General features: G+C 65.4%; 21 protein-coding genes. 15 read left to right on the top strand and 6 right to left on the bottom strand.

Annotation, left to right across the window (positions count from 1 at the left end):
• Window positions 1-127 precede the first annotated feature (127 nt).
• Window positions 128-529 (top strand): DUF3703 domain-containing protein, encoded by a 402-nt coding sequence (locus AC1DSA_RS03960; protein ID WP_477886277.1) that lies wholly within the window; start codon window positions 128-130, stop codon window positions 527-529.
• Window positions 530-532: 3 nt separating this feature from the next.
• Here AC1DSA_RS03960 and AC1DSA_RS03955 read toward each other — a convergent pair whose 3' ends face one another.
• Window positions 533-3520, bottom strand: coding sequence for a DNA topoisomerase III (locus tag AC1DSA_RS03955; protein ID WP_477886275.1), 2988 nt, complete (start codon window positions 3518-3520; stop codon window positions 533-535).
• Window positions 3521-3643: 123 nt separating this feature from the next.
• Between AC1DSA_RS03955 and AC1DSA_RS03950 the strand changes: the two genes are divergently transcribed.
• The 4 genes from AC1DSA_RS03950 to AC1DSA_RS03935 are packed head-to-tail and all read left to right on the top strand — an operon-like array spanning window position 3644 to window position 6260.
• Entirely contained in the window at window positions 3644-4141 is a 498-nt protein-coding gene (locus AC1DSA_RS03950; RefSeq protein WP_477886273.1) for an SET domain-containing protein, read from the top strand.
• Window positions 4142-4155: 14 nt separating this feature from the next.
• Entirely contained in the window at window positions 4156-4920 is a 765-nt protein-coding gene (locus tag AC1DSA_RS03945; protein WP_477886272.1) for a biotin--[acetyl-CoA-carboxylase] ligase, read from the top strand.
• Between the two features lie 11 nt (window positions 4921-4931).
• Window positions 4932-5588 carry an SPOR domain-containing protein gene (locus AC1DSA_RS03940; RefSeq protein ID WP_477886270.1) on the top strand — a complete coding sequence of 219 codons (657 nt, stop codon included), beginning with the start codon at window positions 4932-4934 and terminating at the stop codon, window positions 5586-5588.
• Window positions 5589-5603: 15 nt separating this feature from the next.
• Window positions 5604-6260 carry a glutathione S-transferase family protein gene (locus tag AC1DSA_RS03935; RefSeq protein ID WP_477886269.1) on the top strand — a complete coding sequence of 219 codons (657 nt, stop codon included), beginning with the start codon at window positions 5604-5606 and terminating at the stop codon, window positions 6258-6260.
• Window positions 6261-6268: 8 nt separating this feature from the next.
• Here the strand turns inward: AC1DSA_RS03935 and AC1DSA_RS03930 are convergent, their stop codons facing one another.
• The 4 genes from AC1DSA_RS03930 to AC1DSA_RS03915 all read right to left on the bottom strand — a co-directional run bounded on the left by AC1DSA_RS03930 (window position 6269) and on the right by AC1DSA_RS03915 (window position 10451).
• Window positions 6269-7591 (bottom strand): ethylbenzene dehydrogenase-related protein, encoded by a 1323-nt coding sequence (locus AC1DSA_RS03930; protein WP_477886267.1) that lies wholly within the window; start codon window positions 7589-7591, stop codon window positions 6269-6271.
• Window positions 7592-7714: 123 nt separating this feature from the next.
• Entirely contained in the window at window positions 7715-9166 is a 1452-nt protein-coding gene (locus tag AC1DSA_RS03925; protein WP_477886266.1) for a sensor histidine kinase N-terminal domain-containing protein, read from the bottom strand.
• 43 nt (window positions 9167-9209) lie between these two features.
• The gene (locus tag AC1DSA_RS03920) at window positions 9210-9884 is read right to left on the bottom strand and encodes a response regulator (RefSeq protein ID WP_477886265.1); all 675 of its coding nucleotides are present in this window, start codon (window positions 9882-9884) and stop codon (window positions 9210-9212) included.
• Window positions 9885-9974: 90 nt separating this feature from the next.
• Window positions 9975-10451: a MarR family winged helix-turn-helix transcriptional regulator gene (locus AC1DSA_RS03915; protein WP_477886263.1), complete on the bottom strand. Its 477-nt coding sequence runs from the start codon at window positions 10449-10451 to the stop codon at window positions 9975-9977.
• Window positions 10452-10603: 152 nt separating this feature from the next.
• On the opposite strand from AC1DSA_RS03915, the gene recA reads away from it, so the two are divergent.
• Window positions 10604-11659: a recombinase RecA gene (gene recA / locus AC1DSA_RS03910; protein ID WP_477886260.1), complete on the top strand. Its 1056-nt coding sequence runs from the start codon at window positions 10604-10606 to the stop codon at window positions 11657-11659.
• A 15-nt stretch (window positions 11660-11674) separates the two neighbouring features.
• Entirely contained in the window at window positions 11675-12121 is a 447-nt protein-coding gene (gene recX, locus AC1DSA_RS03905; RefSeq protein WP_477886258.1) for a recombination regulator RecX, read from the top strand.
• A gap of 219 nt (window positions 12122-12340) precedes the next feature.
• Here the strand turns inward: recX and argC are convergent, their stop codons facing one another.
• Window positions 12341-13261, bottom strand: a complete 921-nt coding sequence (argC, locus tag AC1DSA_RS03900) for an N-acetyl-gamma-glutamyl-phosphate reductase (RefSeq protein WP_477886256.1) — start codon at window positions 13259-13261, stop codon at window positions 12341-12343.
• Between the two features lie 175 nt (window positions 13262-13436).
• Between argC and sucC the strand changes: the two genes are divergently transcribed.
• The 8 genes from sucC to AC1DSA_RS03860 all read left to right on the top strand — a co-directional run bounded on the left by sucC (window position 13437) and on the right by AC1DSA_RS03860 (window position 21835).
• Window positions 13437-14600, top strand: a complete 1164-nt coding sequence (gene sucC, locus AC1DSA_RS03895) for an ADP-forming succinate--CoA ligase subunit beta (protein ID WP_477886254.1) — start codon at window positions 13437-13439, stop codon at window positions 14598-14600.
• 14 nt (window positions 14601-14614) lie between these two features.
• A complete protein-coding gene (sucD, locus tag AC1DSA_RS03890; protein WP_477886251.1) occupies window positions 14615-15508 on the top strand; it encodes a succinate--CoA ligase subunit alpha in 894 nt (297 codons plus the stop codon).
• An 826-nt stretch (window positions 15509-16334) separates the two neighbouring features.
• Window positions 16335-17120 (top strand): Stp1/IreP family PP2C-type Ser/Thr phosphatase, encoded by a 786-nt coding sequence (locus AC1DSA_RS03885; protein ID WP_477886249.1) that lies wholly within the window; start codon window positions 16335-16337, stop codon window positions 17118-17120.
• 45 nt (window positions 17121-17165) lie between these two features.
• The gene (locus AC1DSA_RS03880; protein ID WP_477886247.1) at window positions 17166-17882 is read left to right on the top strand and encodes an FHA domain-containing protein; all 717 of its coding nucleotides are present in this window, start codon (window positions 17166-17168) and stop codon (window positions 17880-17882) included.
• 338 nt (window positions 17883-18220) lie between these two features.
• Complete coding sequence (locus tag AC1DSA_RS03875; protein WP_477886245.1) at window positions 18221-19012, top strand: 3',5'-cyclic-nucleotide phosphodiesterase; 792 nt, start codon at window positions 18221-18223, stop codon at window positions 19010-19012.
• A 277-nt stretch (window positions 19013-19289) separates the two neighbouring features.
• The gene (locus AC1DSA_RS03870; protein WP_477886244.1) at window positions 19290-19757 is read left to right on the top strand and encodes a pilin; all 468 of its coding nucleotides are present in this window, start codon (window positions 19290-19292) and stop codon (window positions 19755-19757) included.
• 96 nt (window positions 19758-19853) lie between these two features.
• Window positions 19854-21017, top strand: coding sequence for a glycosyltransferase family 2 protein (locus AC1DSA_RS03865; RefSeq protein ID WP_477886242.1), 1164 nt, complete (start codon window positions 19854-19856; stop codon window positions 21015-21017).
• A 35-nt stretch (window positions 21018-21052) separates the two neighbouring features.
• Window positions 21053-21835: a hypothetical protein gene (locus AC1DSA_RS03860; protein WP_477886240.1), complete on the top strand. Its 783-nt coding sequence runs from the start codon at window positions 21053-21055 to the stop codon at window positions 21833-21835.
• Window positions 21836-21843: the final 8 nt, after the last annotated feature.

Below are 21843 nucleotides of genomic sequence, written 5' to 3'. Positions count from 1 at the left end.
AGGCGAATCATGCATCGGCGAGGACGCCCCTGTCTCGTCTCGGACCGACGACAATCCGCTCACCCGAACGGAGGACGGACCCGGTCTTCCCGACAGGGTCCGTAGCGAACTGTTACATCTGGTGCCAATGGACTCCCTCGCCACGGCCGAACGCCCCCTCGTCTACGAACGCCTCGTTCGCGCATTCGCCGCGACGCCCGTCCATGCGGGCACCCTGGAAGAACGCTGGAGCTGGCTCATGGCCGCCCACGTGGTCGGGCAGCACCAGGCGCGGCTGCACTTCGACAGCCACCGCCGCATGCTGGGGCTGGCGCGGGAAAGCCGGGACTCGCGCGAAGTCGCCGGGCAGTTGCTGCGCATCGCACTGTTGCCGCTCGGGCACCTGTTCGGCAAGCTCCCGCCCGGCAACGTCGGCCGTTCGACCGTGGCCGTGACCCAGGTGATGGAACCGCCGGAAGCGGTGCAGCGCCTGATCGACTGGGCGGTGCTGGCGGTGCGGATGCCGTCGCCCAGCCGTCCGCCCGCCTGAGCGCTACTCCGCCGACAAGTGCTTGCCGACGATGCCGGCGAGCTCGAACATCGTCACCTGCGGCTTGCCGAACACCGGCCGCAGCTTGTCGTCGGCGTTGATCGCGCGCTTGTTCTTCTGGTCCTGCAGGCCCTTGGCCTTGATGTAGTCCCACAGCTTCTTGATCACTTCGGTGCGTGCCACCGGTTCGCTGCCGATCACGGCCGCGAGTTCGGCACTCGGCTTGAGCCCGGGGCCGGTCTTGCGGGGCGCCGCGGCCTTCTTGGCCGGCGCCTTCTTCGCAGGAGCCGCGGTCTTCTTCGCTGGCGCCGCCTTCTTGCCCGCCACCGCCTTCGCCGCCTTGGCCGTGGCCTTGTAGGGCGTCCCCGGTTCCTTGGCGGCCGCTCCGCCCGCCGTCTTGCGCGGCGGGAACTTGGAGACACGCGGCTCGAACTGGAAGTTCACCTTGTTGGCTTCGGCATCCCAGGCCAGGTAGGCCTTGAAGGGCCGCCGCGTGCGCATGGAGACGAACTTGTCCAGCAGGTCGGTCTTGCCCGTGGCCAGCAGCTTGGCCATCTGCTCGCGCTCCACCGGCTGCTGCAGGATGATCTTGCCGCTGCGGAAGTCGCAGGTGGGCGTCGGATGCTTTTCGGTGGGCACCGAGCGCTCGCACACGTAGTTGCTGCCCCACTCGAACACCTGGTGGCCGCACTTGGGGCAGGGACCCAGCGGCTCCTGCGCGGACAGGTCGATGATCTCTCCGGTCTCCGCCGGGTTCTTGTCTTCGCCGAAGTCGAATTCGAGCTTCCAGTTCTTGTCTTCCTCGCTGAAGACCAGAGCCAGTTCGGCGGTGAACGGCCAGCCCGCCTTGGAGCGGAAGCCCTGCAGCGGGCCGATGCGCTTGTCGCGCAGGAACTGCTCCACCTCGTCGAGTTCGAAGGCGCGTCCCGCGGGGATCTTGGTGAACGAGAAGCCGCAGGGCTCCTTGCCCTTGGCGCCCACGCAGTTGTAGCGCCGGTAGCTCTCCTGCACCACGCCCCCGCAGTTGGGGCAGGGCGTCTGCAGCGTCGCGTAGTCGCCGGGCACCGTGTCGCGGTCGTACTCCTTGGCCTTCATGACGATGCGCTTGGTCATGTCGGCGATCTCGTGCATGAACTTCTCGCGCGACAGCTTGCCGTGCTCCATCTGCGCCAGCTTGTATTCCCACTCGCCGGTCAACTCGGGCTTGCTCAGTTCCTCGACACCCAGGCCGCGCAGCAGCGTCATCAGCTGGAAGGCCTTGGCGGTCGGGATCAGCTCGCGGCCCTCGCGCAGCATGTACTTCTCGTTGATCAGGCCTTCGATGATGGCGGCGCGCGTGGCCGGCGTGCCCAGGCCTTTTTCGGCCATGGCCTCGCGCAGTTCGTCGTCCTCCACGAACTTGCCGGCGCCCTCCATGGCGCCCAGCAGCGTGGCTTCGCTGTAGCGGGCCGGGGGCCGCGTCTTCAGGCCCCTGGCCTCCACCGACTCGGTGCGCACCATCTCGCCGGCCTTCACCGGCACCAGGTTCTGGCCCTTGTCGCCTTCCTTGGCGTCCGGGTCCTGGTCGGCGGCTTCCTTGCCGTAGATGGCCAGCCAGCCCGGCTTCACCAGCACCTTGCCTTCGGTCTTGAAGTGATGGCCCACCGCCTGCGACACGCGCGTGGTCACCATGTACTCGGCGCTGGGGAAGAACACCGCCAGGAAGCGGCGCACCACCAGGTCGTACAGCTTCTGCTCGGCGTCCGACAGGCCGCTGGGGGCCTGCAGCGTCGGGATGATCGCGAAGTGGTCCGACACCTTGCTGTCGTCGAACACGCGCTTGATCGGCTTGACGTAGCCTTCCTGGATCGCCTGCTTGGCGAAGGGGGCCAGGTGGCCCATGCCGCTGTCGGCCAGCATGCCCATGGTGTCGTGCACCACCTTCACGTAGTCCTGCGGCAGGTGGCGCGAGTCGGTCCGCGGATAGGTCAGTGCCTTGTGCCGTTCGTACAGCGACTGCGCCAGCGACAGCGTGGTCTTGGCGGAGTAGCCGAAGCGGCCGTTGGCCTCCCGCTGCAATGAAGTCAGGTCGAACAGCCCCGGCGCGGCCTGGGTCGTCGGCTTGGACTCCTCGGTGACGCTCGCCGCCTTGCCGCGCACGGCGTCGGCGATGGCCTGCGCCTCCTGCTGGCTCCAGACGCGGTCGGCCCGCTTCTCGGCGTCCTCGGGATCCTTCTTCCACTTGGGATCGAACCACTTGCCGGGGTATTCGCCGGCCTCGGCCAGAAAGCTGGCGTGGACCTCCCAGTAGTCGCGGCTGATGAACTTGCGGATCTGCTCCTCGCGCTCGACCACGATGGCCAGCGTGGGCGTCTGCACGCGACCCACGGTGGTCAGGAAGAAGCCGCCGTCGCGCGAGTTGAAGGCCGTCATGGCCCGCGTGCCGTTGATGCCCACCAGCCAGTCGGCCTCGGAACGCGAACGCGCGGCGTGCGCCAGGCCTTCCATCTGCTTGTCGCTGCGCAGCTTGTCGAAGCCTTCGCGGATGGCCTGCGGCGTCATCGACTGCAGCCACAGCCGCCGCACCGGCTTCAGCGCGGCCGGTTTCTTGCCGGCGGCCGTCCCGTCCGCTCCGAAGGCGTACTGTTCGATCAGCCGGAAGATCAGCTCGCCCTCCCGGCCCGCGTCGCAGGCGTTCACCAGCTGGGTGACATCCTTGCGCTTGGCCAGCTTGACCACGGCGTTCAGGCGCGACTTCGTCTTGTCCACCGGCTTCAGGTCGAAGTAAGGCGGGATCACGGGCAGGTGGGCGAAGCTCCACTTGCCGCGCTTGACGTCGAACTGCTCCGGTGCGTGGATCTCCACCAGGTGGCCGACCGCACTCGTGACGACGTACGTGTCGTTTTCGAAGTGCTCGTCGTGCTTGTCGAACTTGCCGGCCACGGGCGTCAGGGCCCGGACGATGTCCTGGGCCACGGACGGCTTTTCGGCAATGACCAATGTTTTGCTCACGGAATCAGCGGGCGCCTTGCGGCCCCCCTCCTTGGGTGTTCTTACAATCGCGCTTTTCTCGCGCGCGTACGCGCACGCGCATGCGCGCACGTGTACGAATCCAAATTAACACGAATTCTTTCCATGCCCGCCAAGACCGCCGCGAAGCCCCGTGCCGCAGCACCCAGAACCCAGCGCAGAATCCAGGTCCGCAAGTCGGGCGTCCACGGCAAGGGGGTGTTCGCGCTGCAGGACATTCCTGAAGGCGAAACGCTCATCGAATACCTGGGCGAGATCATCACGTGGAAGGAGGCCCAGCGCCGCCACCCGTGGAATCCCGAAGACCCGAACCATACCTTCTACTTCCACATCGATGACGGCAGGGTCATCGACGCCGCCCATGGCGGCAATGCCGCCCGCTGGATCAACCACAGCTGCAACCCGAACTGCGAGGCGGACGAGGAAGAAGGGCGGGTGTTCATCAAGAGCCTGCGCAACATCAAGGCCGGCGAGGAACTGAACTACGACTACGGCCTGATCATCGATGAGCGGTACACGAAGAAGCTGAAGGCCGAGTATCCCTGCTGGTGCGGCAGCAAGAACTGCCGCGGCACGCTGTTGGCGCCCAAGCGGGGCCGCTGAGCCGGACGATCGGCATGCAGTGGCCGGCGGAAGCGATCTGGGATGCCGTGGCGCCCTTGCTGCCCGGCTTCACGGTCGAAGTGCTGAGGGAGCTCGACTCGACCAATTCGGAGCTGATGCGCCGCGCCCGCGCGGGCCGCACCGAGCCGGTGTTGCTGGTCGCGGAGCAGCAGACCGCGGGGCGGGGCCGGATGGGGCGCGGATGGCACAGCGCGGCCGGCGAGTCCTTGACCTTCTCGCTGGGCCTGCCGCTGGCGCCCGCCGACTGGTCCGGGCTGTCGCTTGCGGTCGGCACCAGCGTCGCCGACAGCCTGGATCCCGCCGTGCGGCTGAAATGGCCGAACGACCTTTGGCTGCAGGACCGCAAGCTCGGCGGCATCCTGATCGAGACCGCCAGTCAGGGCGAGGGCGGCTCGGGCGTGCGCCACGCCGTGATCGGCATCGGCATCAACATCGTGCCGCGCGACGGTACGGGCCTGGCGACACCACCGGCGGCCGTGCGCGAGTTGCTGCCCGAGCTGGAGGCCGGGGACGTCCTGGGGCGGCTGGCCCTGCCTCTGGTGCGTGATGTGCTGGCATTCGCCCGCACCGGGTTCAGCCCCTTCCGGGAGCGTTTCCATGCGCGGGACGCGCTGCGTGGCCGGGCCGTGGTGCTCAGTGACGGCACCAGCGGCACCGCGCAGGGCGTGGACGAGGCCGGCGCGCTGCTGGTGCATACTGCGGCCGGCCTGCAGTCGGTCAGCAGCTCCGAGGTGAGCGTGCGTCCCGCCGCAGGCTGAACACACCCGTGATGCTGCGCCTCATCGTCCTGCTGTTGCTGTTGGCCAATGGCCTGTTCTTCGCCTGGTCCCAGGGCCTCCTGCTGGCCTGGGGCTTCGGTCCGGCGCAGCAGTCGGAACCGCAGCGGGTGCAGCAGCAGGTGCGTCCGGACGTGGTCCGCGTGCTGCCCGGCGACGAACTGCGGCGCGTGGAAGTGCTGGCCTCCGAAGGGCCGCGCGCACCCGAATGCCTGCAGACGCCCACGCTGGACTCCGGCCAGATCGAGCCGCTGCGCCGGGCGCTGGAGTCCTGGCCGGCGAGCGCCTGGAGCCTGGACTCGGTGACCGAACCGGCGCGGTGGATCATCTACATGGGCAAGTACGCCGACGTGGAGCAGGTGGCTCGCAAGCGCGCGGAACTTCGCCAGCGTGGCATCTCCTTCGAGGCTCTGGCCAACCCGGAACTCGAGCCGGGCCTCTCGCTGGGCAGCTTCAGCAGCCAGGCCGCGGCCACGACCCAGCTCAATACGCTGACCGACCGGGGCGTGCGCACCGCCCGGGTGGTCCAGGAGCGGGCCGAGCAGCGGGGGCAGCGCCTGGTCCTGCCCGCCGTGGATGACGGCCTGCGTCCGCGCGTGGACCAGCTGAAGACGGTGCTGGCCAGCAAGACCTTGCGGCCGTGCCGCTGAACCCAGGAGACCCCGATGTCCATGAAGCTCTATTTCTCCCCAGGTGCCTGCTCCTTCGTCCCGCACACGCTGCTCGAAACGGCCGGCGCCGAGTTCGAACCCGTGATGGTGAAGCTGCACAAGGGCGAGCAGAACGAGCCGGCCTACCGCGCCGTCAACCCGCGCGGGCAGGTGCCGGTGCTGGTGGATGGCGGGCAGACGATCACGCAGATCGTGGCCATCGTGAACCACCTCGACGCCAGGTTCCCGGAACAGGGCTTCCTGCCGCGCGACACCCTGGCGCGCACCCGGGTGCTGGAAACGCTGGCGTGGATGAACAACACGGTGCACCCGACCTTCACGCACGTGTTCATGCCCTTCAAGTTCGCCGGCACGCCCGAGGCGCAGGCGGAACTCAAGGCCTTCAATGCGAAGGCCTATGCCGTGCTGCTGGGCGAGCTCGAAGCGATGGCTAAGAAGGCGGCCGATGACGGGCAGGCCTTCCTGGGCGGCGAGCGCTTCGGCCCGCTGGATGCCTACGCGCTCACGCTGCTGCGCTGGGGCGGTTTCGCGCAGATCGATCCGACCGGCTTTGCGGCGCTGTGGGCCCACGTGCAGAAAGTGGCCCAGCTGCCCGGCGTCGCCAGGGCGATCGAGCGCGAGCGGCTGCAGCTGAACCTGTACAAGGCCTGAGCGCGGCGCTACCTCAGCGTGGTGGCGCGGACGTCGGCATCGACGCCGATGCCCAGCGACAGCGGGAAGGACACGTGGTGGAAGCGGGTGGTGACGTTGTCGTCATGCACCGCGATACCGATCGTGTAGCGGCCGCCCACCTTGAGCAGCTTGTCGTCGGCATGGCCGGTGTTCAGCTTGCGCCGCCAGACCACCGTATACGTACCATCTTTCCAACTGCCGAATACCGCGTCGTTGTCGGCCGCGGAGCCCGTCGCGTCCACCCGGCTCAGGAGCCGTCCGGGCAGGATGTCGCCCTCTTTCCAGCCTGCATTCGGGTCGTACGCGATGGCGTTCGCTTCGCGCACCAGAGCGGCCGGCTTGCTCGCATCGCCGATGTCGCGCGCCTGTAGCGCCCGGACACCGACCTTGGCCGGGTCGAACATGAACTTCGGGGTCATCGTCTTCTCGTCGATGTTCCCGGAGAACGGGTTCTTGCCGGCGTCGAAGTTGCGGTACTCCAGGACGTAACCGTCGTCGGCCATGCCCACCGGGGCGGAGCGTGCCACCCGCCATTGCATCAGGTCGAGGAAGGCGCCGTCGGCCTTGAGCCGGGCGATTTCCTCGGCGGAGCGCGTCTGGTCCCAGGTGGCCTCCGGCCCGGTGCGGGTCGAGGGCAGGTACTTGCGCACGTCCGATGATTTCAGGCCGGAATCCCCCAGCAGCGGGTGGCGCTTGACCACCTCGCCCACCGCCTGGTTGCGGGTGTCCCGCATGCCGTCGTGGCAGGTGAGCCAGCACCCCTGCTCGGCAAAGCGTGCCACCTTGCCATCGTCCAGCATGATGGAGAAGCGGTCTTCGTACAGCGGCGGCTCGGTGCCCGCACGCACTTTCTTGTCATTGCGGTCGTGCCCGTACCACTTCCAGTTCTGGCCATCGAAGCGCACGTAGTCGTGCATGCGGCCCTCGCGGTTCATCTGCGTTTTCCACTGGGCGCGCAGGTAGAGGTATTCCGCATCGTGCGCGGCCTGGATCTGAAGGTCGACGGTGCCCCTCTTGCCGGCGATCGGCGTCGGCTCCAGCCGCCCGCCTTTCACCAGCTTGTCGCCGAGATCCTTGGTTTCTTCCTCTTCGTGGCAGCTGGTGCAGGCGCGACCTTGAGCGACGCGGGTGTTCGCCTTCTCATGGGCCGGGCTGAGCAGCCATTCATAGGTGGACTCCCCGGGATAGAACAGCGTGACCTTCTTCACCGGGATCGTGCTCCAGGGTAGCGTCTGCGGGTCGGCCGCGAAGCCCGCGGCGCTGGCAAGGAGGAGTGTGGCGGCGACGGCCGTACGGGCGCGATGGCGCATGGTGACCCTTTCTTCCGTGCTGAAAGCTCGTCCTTCAGGCTAGGCCGCGCCGTGGAATGCCTATTGAGCTGGCGCAAGGATGTCGCCTTGCGCGGAATAAACCGGCCGCAGCGGACGTGGCGCTCAGGCCGCGTCGACCGTTTCGCCGGCGGCGGCGTCGAACCGCACGCTGACGCGCGTGCCCGGCGGGGTCTGTCCGGGCCGCGCGTCCTCCACCTCCACCACCGCGTGGTGCTGGCGCGCAATTTCCAGCACGATCGGCAGCCCGAGCCCCGAGCCGTCGACGTTGGTGCCGAGTGCCCGATAGAACGGCTGGAACACCAGCTCGCGCTCGGCTTCGGGGATGCCGGGCCCGGTGTCCTCCACCTGCAGCACCTGCACGCCGCTGAACGGGTCGGCCAGCACCCGCGCCGTGACGATGCCGGGATGCTGGGCGCTGGAGGGCGTGTAGTTCACCGCGTTGTCCAGCAGGTTGCGGACCATTTCCGTCAGCAGCGTCGGATTGCCCTGCAGCGTGACGCCGGAGCCGGGCTGCGCGCCGTCGTAGCCGAGGTCGATGTGCTTGTCCATGGCGCGCGGCACGGTGTCCTGCACGGCGTCGATCGCCAGCGCGGCGAGGTCGCACGGCTGGCGCACCAGCGACTTGCCGCTGGTCTCGGCGCGCGCCAGCGACAGCAGCTGGTTGACCGTGTGCGTGGCCCGCATGCTCGAGCGGCCGATCTGCTTGAGCGACTGCTTCAGCTGCTCCGTGTTCATCTGCTCGCGCTGGGCGAGGTCGGCCTGCATGCGCAGTCCCGCGAGAGGGGTCTTCAATTGGTGCGCGGCGTCGGCCAGGAAGCGCTTCTGCGTCGCAATGGAACTCTTCAGGCGGGTCAGCAGGTCGTTCACCGACGACACGAGCGGCGCGACCTCCAGCGGCACCACCTTCTCGTCCAGGGGGCTCAGGTCGTCCGGCTTGCGCTGGCGGATGCGCTCCTCCAGCTCCGAAAGCGGCTTGATGCCGCGCACCAGCGCCAGCCACACCAGCAGCACGGCCACCGGCAGGATGGCGAGCTGCGGCAGCATCACGCCCTTGATGATTTCGGTGGCGAGCACGGAGCGCTTCTCGCGCGTCTCCGCGACCTGCACCAGCGCCGGTGCGCCGGCGACATCCAGCTTGACCCAGGTGTAGGCCACGCGCACGTCGAGGCCGCGCATCTCGTCGTCGCGGAGGCGCGTCTCGCCGGGGGTGGGCTTCTCGTCCTCGGTCGGCTGCGGAAAGTCGCGCTCGCCCGACAGCAGCTCGCCCTTGGAGCCGAGCACCTGGTAGTAGACCTGGTCGGAATCGTCGGCGCGCAGGATCTCGCGCGCGGGCTGCGGCAGGTTGAACGCGGCGCGGTTGTTGTGGACGGTGACCAGCTGCGCCAGGGCCGTGACGTTGTATTCGAGGGCGCGATCGAAGGGCTTGCCGGCGATGCTTTGCGCCACCAGCCAGGTCAGCGCCAGGCTCACCGGCCACAGCAGCAGCAGCGGCGTGAGCATCCAGTCCAGGATTTCGCCGAACAGCGAACGCTGCTCACGCTGGAAAATCTTCATCGACTCAGTTCAGGGTCCCGCCAGCCCGGGACGCGGCAATGCGTCAGCCCGGGATCTTTTCCAGACAGTACCCGAGGCCGCGCACCGTGGCAATGCGGATCGGGCCCTTCTCGATCTTCTTGCGCAGGCGGTGGATGTAGACCTCGATCGCGTTGTTGCTCACTTCTTCGCCCCACTCGCACAGGCGCTCCACCAACTGGTCCTTGCTGACCAGGCGGCCGGCGCGCTGCAGCAGCACTTCCAGCAGGCCCAGTTCGCGGGCGGACAGTTCGACCATCTTGCCGTCGATGGTGGCGACGCGGCCGGCCTGGTCGTACACCAGCGGGCCATGCTTGATCGTGCTGCTGGTGGCGCCCATGCCGCGCCGCGTGAGGGCGCGCACCCGCGCTTCCAGCTCCGACAACGCGAAGGGCTTGGCCATGTAATCGTCCGCGCCCAGGTCGAGGCCCTTGACGCGCTCCTCGATGGCATCGGCCGCGGTGAGGATCAACACTGGCATGGTGGATCCGCGCGCGCGCAGTTTGCGCAGCACTTCCAGGCCATGCATCTTGGGCAGCCCCAGGTCAAGAATGACGACGTCGAACTCGTTGTTCGTCATCAGCGCCGCGTCGGCTTCCGAGCCGCTGGCCACGTGGTCGACGGCCGCACCCGAGGCGCGCAGGCTGCGCAGCAGGCCGTCGGCCAGTACCTGGTCGTCTTCGGCGATGAGGATCCGCATGCTTGTCTCCTGGAGGTGGGCGTCTTCTTCGCATCCGGACGCTTTGAGCTGAAATTCTAGGCGGCGCATCCGGCCGCCATCTGATGCAGATCAGTCGGACCCGCCTGCGTAGGCCTCCAGCCCGATGGCCACGACCGTCGCCACTTCGGGCCCGACCTCCTGCCGGAACTCGCTTTCCGCCTGCGCAACGGCGTCCTTGAAGGCCTGCAGCCACAGCAGGCCCGTGGGAGTGAAGCGCACCAGGCGGGCGCGGGCGTCCCGCGGGTCGGCCTCGCGGGTGACCAGGCCCCAGGCCTCGCTCTGGTCGACCAGGTCGCCCATGGCCTGCTTGCTCATGCCGGCTTTCTGGGCCAGGTCCGTGAGCCGGGTGCCCCCCAACTCCAGGTGGCGCGTGATGTGGACATGGGCCGCGCCGATCTGGGCCCGCGCGGCAAGGTTGGAGAGGGCCAGCGGCACGTCGACGTTGTGCGCCATCAGGTGGAGCACGCGCTCGTCGAAGCGCCGCATCGCGTGCCCGAGCAGGCGCCCGAGATGGGTCAGTCGCCAACCGTCCTCTTCCATGGTCATGGCGAAATCGTAAGGCAAACTGACCAAAAAACCTGTTGTCCGCTTGGCATCTCGCTCGTTACATTACTGGCCATGCATCCAGCCTGTACTTAAATCCACTGGATGTCGGCCGCAACCCAAACCCACGGAACCGAATGTCAAGGAGAAACGAGATGGATGTCCAAGTCAAAGGAAGCAAGATCGCTCCGGCCGACACCGAGAAGGCCAAGGCCCTGCAGGCTGCGCTCGCCCAGATCGAGAAGCAGTTCGGCAAGGGCACCATCATGCGGCTCGGCGAAGGCGAGAAGATCGAGGACATCCAGGTGGTGTCCACCGGCTCGCTCGGCCTGGACATCGCGCTGGGCGTCGGCGGCTTGCCGCGCGGTCGCGTCGTCGAGATCTACGGCCCGGAATCCTCGGGCAAGACCACCCTCACCTTGCAGGTCATCGCCGAGATGCAGCGCCAGAACGGCACCTGCGCTTTCGTCGACGCCGAGCACGCCCTCGACATCCAGTACGCGCAGAAGCTGGGCGTAAGCGTTTCCGACCTGCTCATCTCCCAGCCCGACACCGGCGAACAGGCACTGGAGATCGTCGACAGCCTGGTGCGCTCCGGCGCCGTGGACCTGATCGTCATCGACTCCGTCGCGGCGCTGGTGCCCAAGGCCGAAATCGAAGGCGAGATGGGAGATTCCCTTCCGGGCCTGCAGGCGCGCCTGATGAGCCAGGCGCTGCGCAAGCTGACCGCCACCATCAAGAAGACCAACTGCATGGTCATCTTCATCAACCAGATCCGCATGAAGATCGGCGTGATGTTCGGCAGCCCCGAGACCACCACCGGCGGCAACGCGCTGAAGTTCTACGCCTCCGTGCGGCTGGACATCCGCCGCACCGGCACGATCAAAAAGGGCGAGGAAGCCATCGGCAACGAGACCAAGGTCAAGGTGGTCAAGAACAAGGTGGCACCCCCATTCAAGACCGCGGAATTCGACATCCTGTTCGGCGAGGGCATCAGCCGCGAGGGCGAGGTCATCGACATGGGCGTCGGTGCGGGCGTGCTGGAGAAGTCGGGCGCCTGGTACGCCTACAACGGTGAAAAGATCGGGCAGGGCCGCGACAACGCGCGGGAGTTCCTGCGCGAGAACCCCGAGCTGGCACGCGAAATCGAGAACAAGGTGCGCGCGTCGCTGGAGATCCCGCTGCTGCCGGCCGACGCGGTCGCTGAATAAGGCGCGGCTGCAGGCATGGGCTTCGGCCAGATCTCGCTCAAGGGCCGCGCGCTGAAGCTGCTCGCGGCCCGCGAGCATTCCCGGCGCGAGCTGGAGCGCAAGCTGGCGCAGCATGAGCAGGCGCCGGGGCAACTGAAGACCGCGCTGGACGAACTGCAGTCCCGCGGCTTCATCGATGAACAGCGCGTGGTGGATTCGCTGCTGCATCGGCGCAGCGCGCGGCTCGGTGCGGGGCGCATCAAGCAGGAACTGCAGGCCAAGGGCCTGGATGCCGAACGCGTGGCCCTGGCCGTGGCGAGCCTGAAGGCCACCGAAATCGCCCGTGCCCGCGAGGTCTGGCGCAAGAAGTTCGGCGTGCCGCCCGTCGATGCCGCCGAGCGGGCCCGGCAGGCGCGCTTCCTCGCGGCCCGAGGTTTCGGCGGCGAGGTCATCGGTCGCGTGCTGCGCATGGACGAAGACTGAGCAGAATCGAACGCCGGGCGCCGCTGGTCGCTCGCTGCCGGCACGCTTGTCGGCTGGACGGCGACGCAGCGGGGCGGCAGCCCCATCATCGGTCCCGACATGCAAGAGCGGATGTCGTTGGGAGACGGCACGCAGCAGGGTCCAAAAGAAAGAACGGCGGGCGCCTCAGGGCGCACCGCCGTTCGGCTTTTCAGGGGACTCCGGCCGACGCCGGCCCCCTCACAAGCCGAGCATGATCTTCAGGTTCTGCACCGCCGCGCCGCTGGCCCCCTTGCCGAGGTTGTCCAGGCGTGCAATCAGCACCGCATGCGCATAGTCCATGTTGTTATAGACGCGCAGTTCCATCTTGTTGGTGTCGTTCAGCGCTGTGGGTTCCAGCTTGCCGTCCGCCGTTGGCGCTTCTACGCTCACCCACTCGCTTCCCTGGTAATGGCGTTTGAGCACGGTTTCCAGGTCAGCCGCGGTGGGCTTGCCAGGCAGCGTGTTCAGATGCAGCGGCAGTTGCACGAGCATGCCTTGCGCGAAGTCGCCGACGGCCGGAATGAAGATGGGACGGCGCACCAAGCCCGTGTACTTCATGATCTCCGGCAGATGCTTGTGCTTCAGGCCCAGGGCGTAGACCTCGTAGGCCGGGGCGCTGCCCGAAGCGTAGGCCTCGATCATGGTGCGTCCGCCGCCCGTGTAGCCGCTCACTGAGGGAAGCACCACCGGGTAGTCGGCAGGCAGCACCCCGACATCCACCAGCGGCCGCAGCAAAGCAATGGCGCCGGTGGCGTAGCAACCTGGGTTGCTCACGCGCTCCGCCTTCGCAATGGCATCCCGCTGGTCGGGGGCCAGTTCCGCAAAGCCGAACACCCAGCCATCGGCAGTGCGGTGGGCGGTCGATGCGTCGATGATGCGGGGCTTCCTTGCGCCACCCTTGCCGATCTCCTCCACCATCGCAGCGGACTCGCGAGCGGCGTCATCGTGCAGGCAGAAAATCACCAGGTCGACCCCGGCCATCAACTCTCGTTTGGCGGCGGGATCCTTGCGCTTTTCCGAGGCGATGCTCACGAGCTCGATCTGCGGCATCTTCTCGAGCCGCTCCCGGATCTGCAGGCCGGTGGTGCCAGCCTCGCCATCGATGAAAACCTTGGGCATCTCTTTTCCTATAGCAACTGCTTATCGTTACTGTAAGCGCCGTGTGGGTTTTGGTGCAGTGCACCATGATACAGTTTGCTGGCTGCTGTGCCCCAGCTGCTGCCGCCCTTGCCGGATGGCCTAGCGAAGCCACTGACCGGCATCCCCGGATTCCCTTATCCCCGAGAGAGACCTCATGAAGATTCACGAGTACCAAGGCAAGGAGATCTTGCGCAATTTCGGCGTGCCCGTGCCGCGTGGCATCCCGGCATTCACGGTGCAGGAAGCCGTGGAAGCGGCGCAAAAGCTGGGCGGCCCGGTCTGGGTCGTCAAGGCGCAGATCCACGCAGGCGGCCGCGGCAAGGGCGGCGGCGTGAAACTGGGCCGCTCGATCGACGAAGTGAAGAAGCTGGCTGGCGAAATCCTCGGCATGCAGTTGAAGACGCACCAGACGGGCCCGGAGGGCCAGAAGGTGCGACGTCTCCTCATCGAGGACGGTGCCGACATCAAGAAGGAGCTGTACGTCTCCGTCGTGACCGATCGCGCAAGCCAGAAGGTCGCGATGATGGCCTCCAGCGAAGGGGGCATGGACATCGAAGAGGTGGCCCACGCGACTCCCGAAAAGATCATCAAGGTGTTCGTCGATCCACTGGCCGGACTGATGAATGACCAGGCCGTGCAACTTGCCAAGGGCATCGGCATCCCCGAGGCCTCGCAGAAGCAAGCCGTGGACGTGTTCCAGAAGCTCTACAAGTGCTACATGGACACGGACGCCTCGCTGGTGGAAGTCAATCCGCTGATCCTCGAGGGCAACGGCAACGTCAAGGCGCTGGATGCGAAGTTCAACTTCGACAGCAACGCGCTGTTCCGCCATCCCGAGATCGTCGCGCTGCGTGACCTGGACGAAGAGGATCCGGCGGAGATCGAGGCGTCCAAGTTCGACCTGGCCTACATCAGCCTGGACGGCAACATCGGCTGCCTGGTGAATGGCGCTGGCCTGGCGATGGCGACGATGGACACCATCAAGCTGTTTGGCGCCGAGCCGGCCAACTTCCTCGACGTGGGTGGCGGCGCCACCCCCGAAAAGGTGACCGAGGCCTTCAAGATCATGTTGAAGAACAAGAAGGTCGAGGCCATCCTGGTCAACATCTTCGGCGGCATCATGAAGTGCGACACCATCGCCACCGGTGTCATCACCGCCTGCAAGGCCGTGAACCTGCAGGTTCCCCTGGTCGTGCGCATGAAGGGCACGAACGAGGAACTGGGCAAGAAGATGCTGGCCGACAGCGGCCTCCCGATCATCAGCGCGGACACCATGGCCGAAGCGGCCCAGAAGGTTGTCGCCGCCGTCAGCAAGTAATCCAGGAAAGAGCCATGTCGATTTACATCAACAAGGACACCAAGGTCATCACCCAGGGCATCACGGGCAAGACCGGCCAGTTCCACACTGAGAAGTGCCAGGAGTACGCAAACGGCAAGAATTGCTTCGTGGCCGGCGTGAACCCGAAGAAGGCCGGCGAGAAGATCTTCGACATCCCGATCTTCGCCTCGGTGAAGGACGCCAAGGACAAGACCGGTGCGACCGTCTCCGTGATCTACGTGCCGCCGGCGGGTGCCGCGGCCGCGATCTGGGAAGCGGTGGAAGCCGACCTGGACCTGGCCATCTGCATCACCGAGGGCATTCCCGTGCGCGACATGCTGGAAGTGCGCAACAAGATGAAGGCCAAGGAAGCCAAGGGCGGCAAGAAGACGCTGCTGCTGGGCCCCAACTGCCCCGGTTTGATCACGCCTGACGAAATCAAGATCGGCATCATGCCCGGCCACATTCATCGCAAGGGCCGCATCGGCGTGGTTTCGCGCTCCGGCACGCTCACCTACGAGGCGGTGGCGCAGTTGACAGAGATCGGCCTGGGCCAGTCCAGCGCCGTGGGCATCGGTGGTGATCCGATCAACGGCCTGAAGCACATCGACGTGATGCAAGCCTTCAACGATGACCCCGACACCGACGCCGTGATCATGATCGGAGAAATCGGCGGGCCCGACGAGGCGGAAGCCGCCCGCTGGTGCAAGGCCAACATGAAGAAGCCGATCGTGGGGTTTATCGCTGGAGTGACCGCGCCTCCCGGCAAGCGCATGGGCCATGCCGGCGCATTGATCTCCGGCGGCGCGGACACAGCCGACGCGAAGCTGGCCATCATGGAAGAGTGCGGCTTCAAGGTCACCCGCAATCCTTCAGAGATGGGCAAACTCCTGAAGGCGCTTCTTTAGGCGGATGCTTTCATTCGCTTAAGAGCCGGCCCCATGGGCCGGCTTTTGTTTGGCGCGGACGCTTTGACGGCAACGACCAAAATGAAACAAAATGTTTTGAGGGCGTGACAAAGTCGCTTGTGAGCCCCAACAGCCTCTGATAGCTTCTCCGCAGGACTCCGGCCCCGGATGGCGTCGGGTGGGAAGCAATCCCTGTGCGCATTGCACGGGTTTGGGCCGGTCGGTAATCCGGGCAAGGGGTGGAAGTGGGTACATCGTTGTCTGCACGACGCAGCAAGTTCAGGCGTCCTGGTGGGTTCGGGAGCGCCCCGGTGGTGGCCACGCGGTCCGCCGGTTTCAACGACGCACTTGGCGAACGCTCTTCTGACTTCCGTACGGCGGCTGCTTCGCACCAGTGCGTCAGCGGGTCGCTCGTTCAGCGGACCCATCTTCCTTCGAATGCCAGGACTGCCGGCCTCTGCGTTCCTTCATTCCATGCGGCGGAGCGGCCTGCCCCGACTTGCATCAGAGAGTTCGCGGACGCGATCTTCGATCGGTGCGAGCTTCCGTCCACATTCCGCACGCGCCTTGTGAGGCAACGCAAACCCGTGCCTTCCGCTGCCTCCGCCGGGTCGCGGAAGGCCGCCGGTTCCGCAGTGATGGCGGCAGACAACGCTTTCGCCGCGACTGTGTCAGCAAATGCGCCGCGCGGCTATGATGCGGCACAGAAAGAGGGGCTGGCGCCAAGGGCGCAGTTCGACCCAATCACCGTGATGAACAAGACGTGGGCTCCGGAGAGGCCCCAGGCCGGCGGCGGCAACACCGGCCATGCCTTGACCCGCGAACTATGAACTACGAGTTTTGCATGCGCACGGACCCCGGTCTTGCGCGCGAAAACAACGAGGATTCCGTCGCCATCGACGAACCGACGCGCCTCGGCATCCTCGCGGACGGAATGGGAGGCTACAACGCAGGCGAAGTCGCCAGCGGCATGGCAACGACCTTCATCAAGTCCGAACTGGGTCGCTGGCTCGCCCAAGCTGGCCGGCATGCCAATTCGCGCGAAGTGCGCCGGGCCATGGAGATCTGCGTCGACAACGCGAACCGCTCCATCTTCAATGCGGCCAACTCGAACCCCCAGTACAGCGGGATGGGCACGACCCTCGTTGTGGGCGTGTTCCAGGACGGGCGACTCATGCTCGGACACATCGGTGATTCCCGGTGTTACCGCCTGCGGAGCAACCAGCTCGAGCAGATCACGAAGGATCACTCCTTGCTGCAGGAGCAGATGGACGCCGGCCTCATCACCCCGGAGCAGGCGGCAACGTCTACCAACAAGAACCTGGTCACCCGAGCCCTCGGGGTCGAAGATGCCGTGCTCCTCGAGGTCAACGAGCACAGGGTGGATCCTGGGGATCTGTATTTGATGTGCTCCGACGGCCTGTCGGATATGCTGGACGACGACTCGATCGCCCAAATACTGGCCAGCGACATCTCCCTGGAGCAGAAATCGGTGCAGCTGATCGACGCGGCCAACGCCAACGGAGGTCGCGACAACATTTCGGTGCTGCTGGCGCTGGCCAACAGCGGCTCCAAGAAAAGGGGATTGATCTCGCGTTGGCTGGGACAATGAGCCCGACGGTTTGAGCGTTCAGAATTGATTGATTAGGAGTCGACCATGCCGAAGATGATCGTTTCGATCGACGGTGTCGTCATCAAGGAAGTGCAGTTGACGAAAGACCGGACAACGCTGGGGCGCCGGCCGTACAACGACATCGTGATCGACAACCTTGCGGTGTCCGGCGAACATGCCGTGCTGCAATTGACGGGCAATGAGGTTTTCCTGGAAGACCTGAACAGCACCAACGGAACCTACGTCAATGGCAAGGCCGTGAAGAAGCAGTTGTTGCAGAACAACGACACGGTTGAAATCGGAAAGTACAAGATCAAGTTCATCAACGAAGCGCCGGGAGCGACCTTCGAGAAGACCATGATCATCAAGCCAGGCACGGTGCCGCCTATGGCGAAGCCTGCTGCGCCGAGTGCGGCTGTCCCCGCCACGGCGAAGACTGTCACGCCCGAGGCATTGACTGCCTCCGCCGCACCAGCGAGCCTTGGTTCTGATGGGCTCGTGAATGCCAGCATCAAGGTTCTGTCCGGTGCGGCCGCTGGCCGGGAAGTGCCACTGGTCAAAGTGGTGACCACGATCGGCAAGCCCGGCGTTGCCGTGGCGGCCATCACCAAGCGTGCCCACGGCTTCGTGGTGGCGCATGTCGAAGGCACGAACAAGCCAACCCTTAACGGCGCTGCCATTGGCCCGGAGCCGGTGACGCTGAAAAACGGCGACATGCTTGAGCTCGCGGGCACGCAGATGCAGTTTCTACAGTTGGCCTGACCGGAAGATTCGCCGTGATGGCTTGCTGAGCCGAGCGACCCGTCGCGACCGCGGCTCATTTCTTGATTCGATCCTGGCTGCGGGATTGCCCACCTCCCCGGTTCAGCTCATCCTGCAACGTGCAAGTTCGCGATGATCGAAGAAGCCAAGGGCTTGTGCCGCAGGGGCGGAGCGGCATCGAAGGCGCATCCAACATCACGCGGCGATCCCAAGCGGCTTGGCGTCAAAAAGTGCCTTTACGCGCCGCACCCCGAACGTGTAGCCTCAAAGAAGTCGTCGCCATGGGCCCATTGCCACGGCGTGACCACTTCGAGATGACATAGACAGGGGCGTTGCCAATGAGGGTGCGTGTGCTGGGGTGTTCCGGCGCAATCGCGAAGGATTCCCGGACGACGTCCTTCCTGATCGATGGAGATTTACTGGTGGATGCCGGCACGGGCGTCGGCGACCTCTCCCTCGAGGAGATGCGCGACATCCGCTCCGTGCTGCTCACGCACTCCCATTTGGACCACGTCGCGGCACTTCCGCTGATGGTGGATTCCATCGCTGCGCTATTGAATGAACCGATCCACGTTTATGCCTTGCCGGGGACGATCGCCGCGCTCAAGGCTCACATCTTCAACAACGTGATCTGGCCGGACTTCAGCCGCATCCCCACGCCGCAATCGCCGTTCGTGAGCTTTCACGAAATTCAAACGGGGCAGATCCTGCAACTCGGCGACAAGAGTGTTGAAGTCTTGCCCGCTGTGCACACGGTGCCGGCGTGCGGGTTTGCCGTGAGCGCCGGGCAGGGGCACTGGGTCTTTACTGGTGACACGGAGCGCAATCCGGCATTCTGGCGACGCGTGAATCAGATGGAAGTCGCGGCGCTTGTGATCGAGACTGCGTTCAGCAACCGTGAGAAGGACTTGGCGCAGCGCAGCCTGCACCTTTCGCCGTGCGCCTTGGCCGAGGAACTGGATTGCATCGACAGGAACAAGAACTTTCCGATCTTCATCACGCACACCAAGCCGGCGGAGACTGAGCTGATCATGACGGAGATCCAGCGCTTCGACCAGACACACCCATCCGGCCTGGATGTGACCCACGACATCAGGTGGCTGCGCGCGGGGCAGGTGTTCGACTTGTGAACGCGGTCAATGGCAGGGACCAAGTTGCCCCGCCGGTTCAGCACCTGCAATCCGTCACCTCCGAAATTCGGGAAGACGAACTCCTTTGGTCGAGGAGCCGAACTGAGGCAGATTGGTCGTTTGCAGTCGCTTGCGTTGACGGATTTGTCAGGCCGCTGACGCCCCGTGTCCCTCCGCCGGCCGTGAGCGGCCGGATTCAAGCGAAGAGCGGCGCAAACGAGGCTGGCACACCGATTGCACTACCACCCAGCTTCTCTTACACAACCTGGAGGTACTCATGAAGCGTCAACTTCAACAGGGCTTTACCCTGATCGAACTGATGATCGTGGTCGCGATCATCGGTATTCTGGCTGCGGTGGCCCTGCCCGCGTACCAGGACTACACCAAGCGCGCAAAGATGTCGGAAGTGATTCTGGCGGCTTCCGCCTGCCGCACCACCATCACCGAGGTGTACCAGTCTGGCTCGCAGAGCACCATGACGGGCGGCAACTGGGGCTGCGAGTCCTCGACGGCGTCTTCGAAGTATGTGGCGAAGATCTCGACGGACGCCAACGGCAAGGTCACTGTTCAGTCCCAGGGCATTGGCACTGGAGCTGACGGCGATGTGGTCTTGCTGCCCACCGACAGCGCCGGAACGGCAATGACTTATTCGGCCACGTCCCAGACCATCTTCAAGTGGATCTGCGGCGCCACTGGCACGACGGTCGAGCCCAAGTTCCTGCCGGGTTCCTGCCGCGGCGGCTGATCAGCGATGCTTGCTGGAGAAGGGGCCGCAAGGCCCCTTTTTTTCTGTGGCACCGCGACGGAACAAGTCGAAGTGCCTTCCCGTACACTCCCCACGGTGGAGTTGACGATTCTGATGCCTTGCCTGAACGAGGCAAAGACTGTCGTGCAGTGCGTGGAGGCCGCGTTCACGTTCCTGCGCCGCGTCGGCATCGACGGAGAGGTGGTGGTGGCCGACAACGGATCCACCGACGGGTCGCGTGAGCTGGCAAGTGCCGCCGGCGCTCGAGTGGTCCCGGTGCCCGACCGGGGCTACGGCGCGGCCCTCATGGGGGGAATTGGCGCGGCTCGCGGCACCTACGTGATCATGGGTGATGCCGACTGCAGCTACGACTTCGCGCAACTCGAGGGTTTCCTGGAGAAACTCCGTTCCGGAGCGGACCTGGTCATGGGCAACCGCTTTGCCGGCGGCATCGAAAGTGGTGCGATGCCTGTGCTGCACCGATATCTCGGCAACCCGGTTCTGAGCTTCATCGGCCGCTTGTTCTTTCGCACGTCCATTCGCGACTTCCACTGCGGGTTGAGAGGCTTCCGGAAGGTCGCCATCGAGCGGTTGGGGCTCGTCACGCCCGGCATGGAGTTCGCCAGCGAAATGGTCGCGAAATCGGCGCTCGCTGGCCTGCGGATCGTCGAAGTCCCGACCGTACTACGACCCGATGGCCGCGACCGGCCGCCGCATCTGCGTACGTGGCGCGATGGCTGGCGCCACCTTCGCTTCTTGCTGCTGTTTTGTCCGCGCTGGCTGTTCCTGTACCCCGGCCTGCTGCTGTCGTCCATTGGCATGCTGGGACTCGGGCTCCTTAGCCACGGCAGCGTGCACATTGCATCGCTCGGGCTCGACATTCACTCGCTGTTGTACATGGCTGCGGCGGCCGTCATCGGTGCGCAGCTCGTCTCGCTGGCATTGATTACCAAATGGATGGCCGTACTCGCGGGGATCGTGGAGCAGCCTCGCTGGGTGGCGATCGCCAGCCGCTACCTGAGCGTGGAAGTTGGCCTGATCGCCAGCACAATCGTCATCGGCGTGGGGGTGACCTTGTCGGTGAGGCTGGTGCTGGAGTGGAGCGGAGCCGGGTTCGGCATGCTGGAGCCCGCCCAGGTCATGCGACAAGCCATTCCGGCAGTCACGCTCATGATCGTCGGCGCGCAGGCCGGTGCGACAGGTCTCTTCGCTGGGGCCCTGCAAGCCGCCTGGCAGTCACGTGGAAGGGCGGTTGCGTGATTGGCATTCAGCGCGTTCCGCAACTCTCGAAGCGAATGGAACTGCTCTTTGTGACTTTGGCGGGTTGGCTGGCGTTCATTGCGATCCCCCTTTCGCTGGGACAAATCGGACTGAGCTGGGACGCGCTGAACCATCACATCTATCTCGGGTGGACCGCGGAAAGTCCGCGCTTCGCGCGCGATTACCTGGCTGCTTCATTCCAGTCTTTCCAGTTCCCCTATCTGTATTGGCCGGTGTACAAGCTGGCGGCGGCGGGCGTCTCAGGGCAAGTCGCCGGCGTGGTGCTCGCCACGCTCCATGCTGCGGCCATTCCCGCTGTGTGGATGATTGCAAACAGCTGCATTCCGGGTCGGCTCTGGACCGACTCAGTGCTTCGGGCACTGGCTGTCGTGCTGGCGTTTTCGAGCGTACTCCTGTTGTCCATGTTCGATTCGACCTCGAACGATCTGCTGTCGACAGTGCCACTTGTCTGGTCCGTGGCCATGGCCCTGCACGCCATGGAGCGTGCTCCCGAGGTGGGTCTGCGGCCGTCTCATGCTGTGCTTGTTTCTGGTGTGCTGGCGGGTGTATCTGTCGCCTGCAAGCTGAGCAACGGACCGGTCGCGGTGCTGGGTCCGCTGCTCTGGGTGGCAGCAGGAACCAGCATGACGGAGAGGTTGAGGATGGTGCTGACGGGCTGCTTTGCCGCCGTCATCGGGTTTGCCTTCGCCTATGGCTACTGGGGCTGGCAACTCTGGGTCGCCGTGGGCAACCCGGTTTATCCCTTTGGCGACGCTTATTTCGAGCCGTTGCGCCGGTGGGCGGGCTGGGCGCAATGATTCGATTC

It is taken from the genome of Ramlibacter sp. P4_H7, from assembly GCF_056400765.1.
The sequence above is the reverse complement of the archived record's forward strand: the minus strand, read 5'-3'. Positions and strand labels throughout refer to the sequence as shown.

What these genes read in the sequence shown, in the direction of transcription:
- AC1DSA_RS03885 (WP_477886249.1), top strand. Translation starts at nt 16,335, where the DNA reads ATGAACTACGAGTTTTGCATGCGCACGGACCCCGGTCTTGCGCGCGAA.
- AC1DSA_RS03940 (WP_477886270.1), top strand. Translation starts at nt 4,932, where the DNA reads ATGCTGCGCCTCATCGTCCTGCTGTTGCTGTTGGCCAATGGCCTGTTC.
- AC1DSA_RS03960 (WP_477886277.1), top strand. Translation starts at nt 128, where the DNA reads ATGGACTCCCTCGCCACGGCCGAACGCCCCCTCGTCTACGAACGCCTC.
- argC (WP_477886256.1), bottom strand. Translation starts at nt 13,261, where the DNA reads ATGCCCAAGGTTTTCATCGATGGCGAGGCTGGCACCACCGGCCTGCAG.
- AC1DSA_RS03875 (WP_477886245.1), top strand. Translation starts at nt 18,221, where the DNA reads ATGAGGGTGCGTGTGCTGGGGTGTTCCGGCGCAATCGCGAAGGATTCC.
- AC1DSA_RS03920 (WP_477886265.1), bottom strand. Translation starts at nt 9,884, where the DNA reads ATGCGGATCCTCATCGCCGAAGACGACCAGGTACTGGCCGACGGCCTG.
- AC1DSA_RS03880 (WP_477886247.1), top strand. Translation starts at nt 17,166, where the DNA reads ATGCCGAAGATGATCGTTTCGATCGACGGTGTCGTCATCAAGGAAGTG.
- AC1DSA_RS03870 (WP_477886244.1), top strand. Translation starts at nt 19,290, where the DNA reads ATGAAGCGTCAACTTCAACAGGGCTTTACCCTGATCGAACTGATGATC.
- recA (WP_477886260.1), top strand. Translation starts at nt 10,604, where the DNA reads ATGGATGTCCAAGTCAAAGGAAGCAAGATCGCTCCGGCCGACACCGAG.
- recX (WP_477886258.1), top strand. Translation starts at nt 11,675, where the DNA reads ATGGGCTTCGGCCAGATCTCGCTCAAGGGCCGCGCGCTGAAGCTGCTC.
- AC1DSA_RS03950 (WP_477886273.1), top strand. Translation starts at nt 3,644, where the DNA reads ATGCCCGCCAAGACCGCCGCGAAGCCCCGTGCCGCAGCACCCAGAACC.
- AC1DSA_RS03860 (WP_477886240.1), top strand. Translation starts at nt 21,053, where the DNA reads ATGGAACTGCTCTTTGTGACTTTGGCGGGTTGGCTGGCGTTCATTGCG.
- AC1DSA_RS03930 (WP_477886267.1), bottom strand. Translation starts at nt 7,591, where the DNA reads ATGCGCCATCGCGCCCGTACGGCCGTCGCCGCCACACTCCTCCTTGCC.
- sucC (WP_477886254.1), top strand. Translation starts at nt 13,437, where the DNA reads ATGAAGATTCACGAGTACCAAGGCAAGGAGATCTTGCGCAATTTCGGC.
- AC1DSA_RS03915 (WP_477886263.1), bottom strand. Translation starts at nt 10,451, where the DNA reads ATGACCATGGAAGAGGACGGTTGGCGACTGACCCATCTCGGGCGCCTG.
- AC1DSA_RS03945 (WP_477886272.1), top strand. Translation starts at nt 4,156, where the DNA reads ATGCAGTGGCCGGCGGAAGCGATCTGGGATGCCGTGGCGCCCTTGCTG.
- AC1DSA_RS03935 (WP_477886269.1), top strand. Translation starts at nt 5,604, where the DNA reads ATGTCCATGAAGCTCTATTTCTCCCCAGGTGCCTGCTCCTTCGTCCCG.
- sucD (WP_477886251.1), top strand. Translation starts at nt 14,615, where the DNA reads ATGTCGATTTACATCAACAAGGACACCAAGGTCATCACCCAGGGCATC.
- AC1DSA_RS03925 (WP_477886266.1), bottom strand. Translation starts at nt 9,166, where the DNA reads ATGAAGATTTTCCAGCGTGAGCAGCGTTCGCTGTTCGGCGAAATCCTG.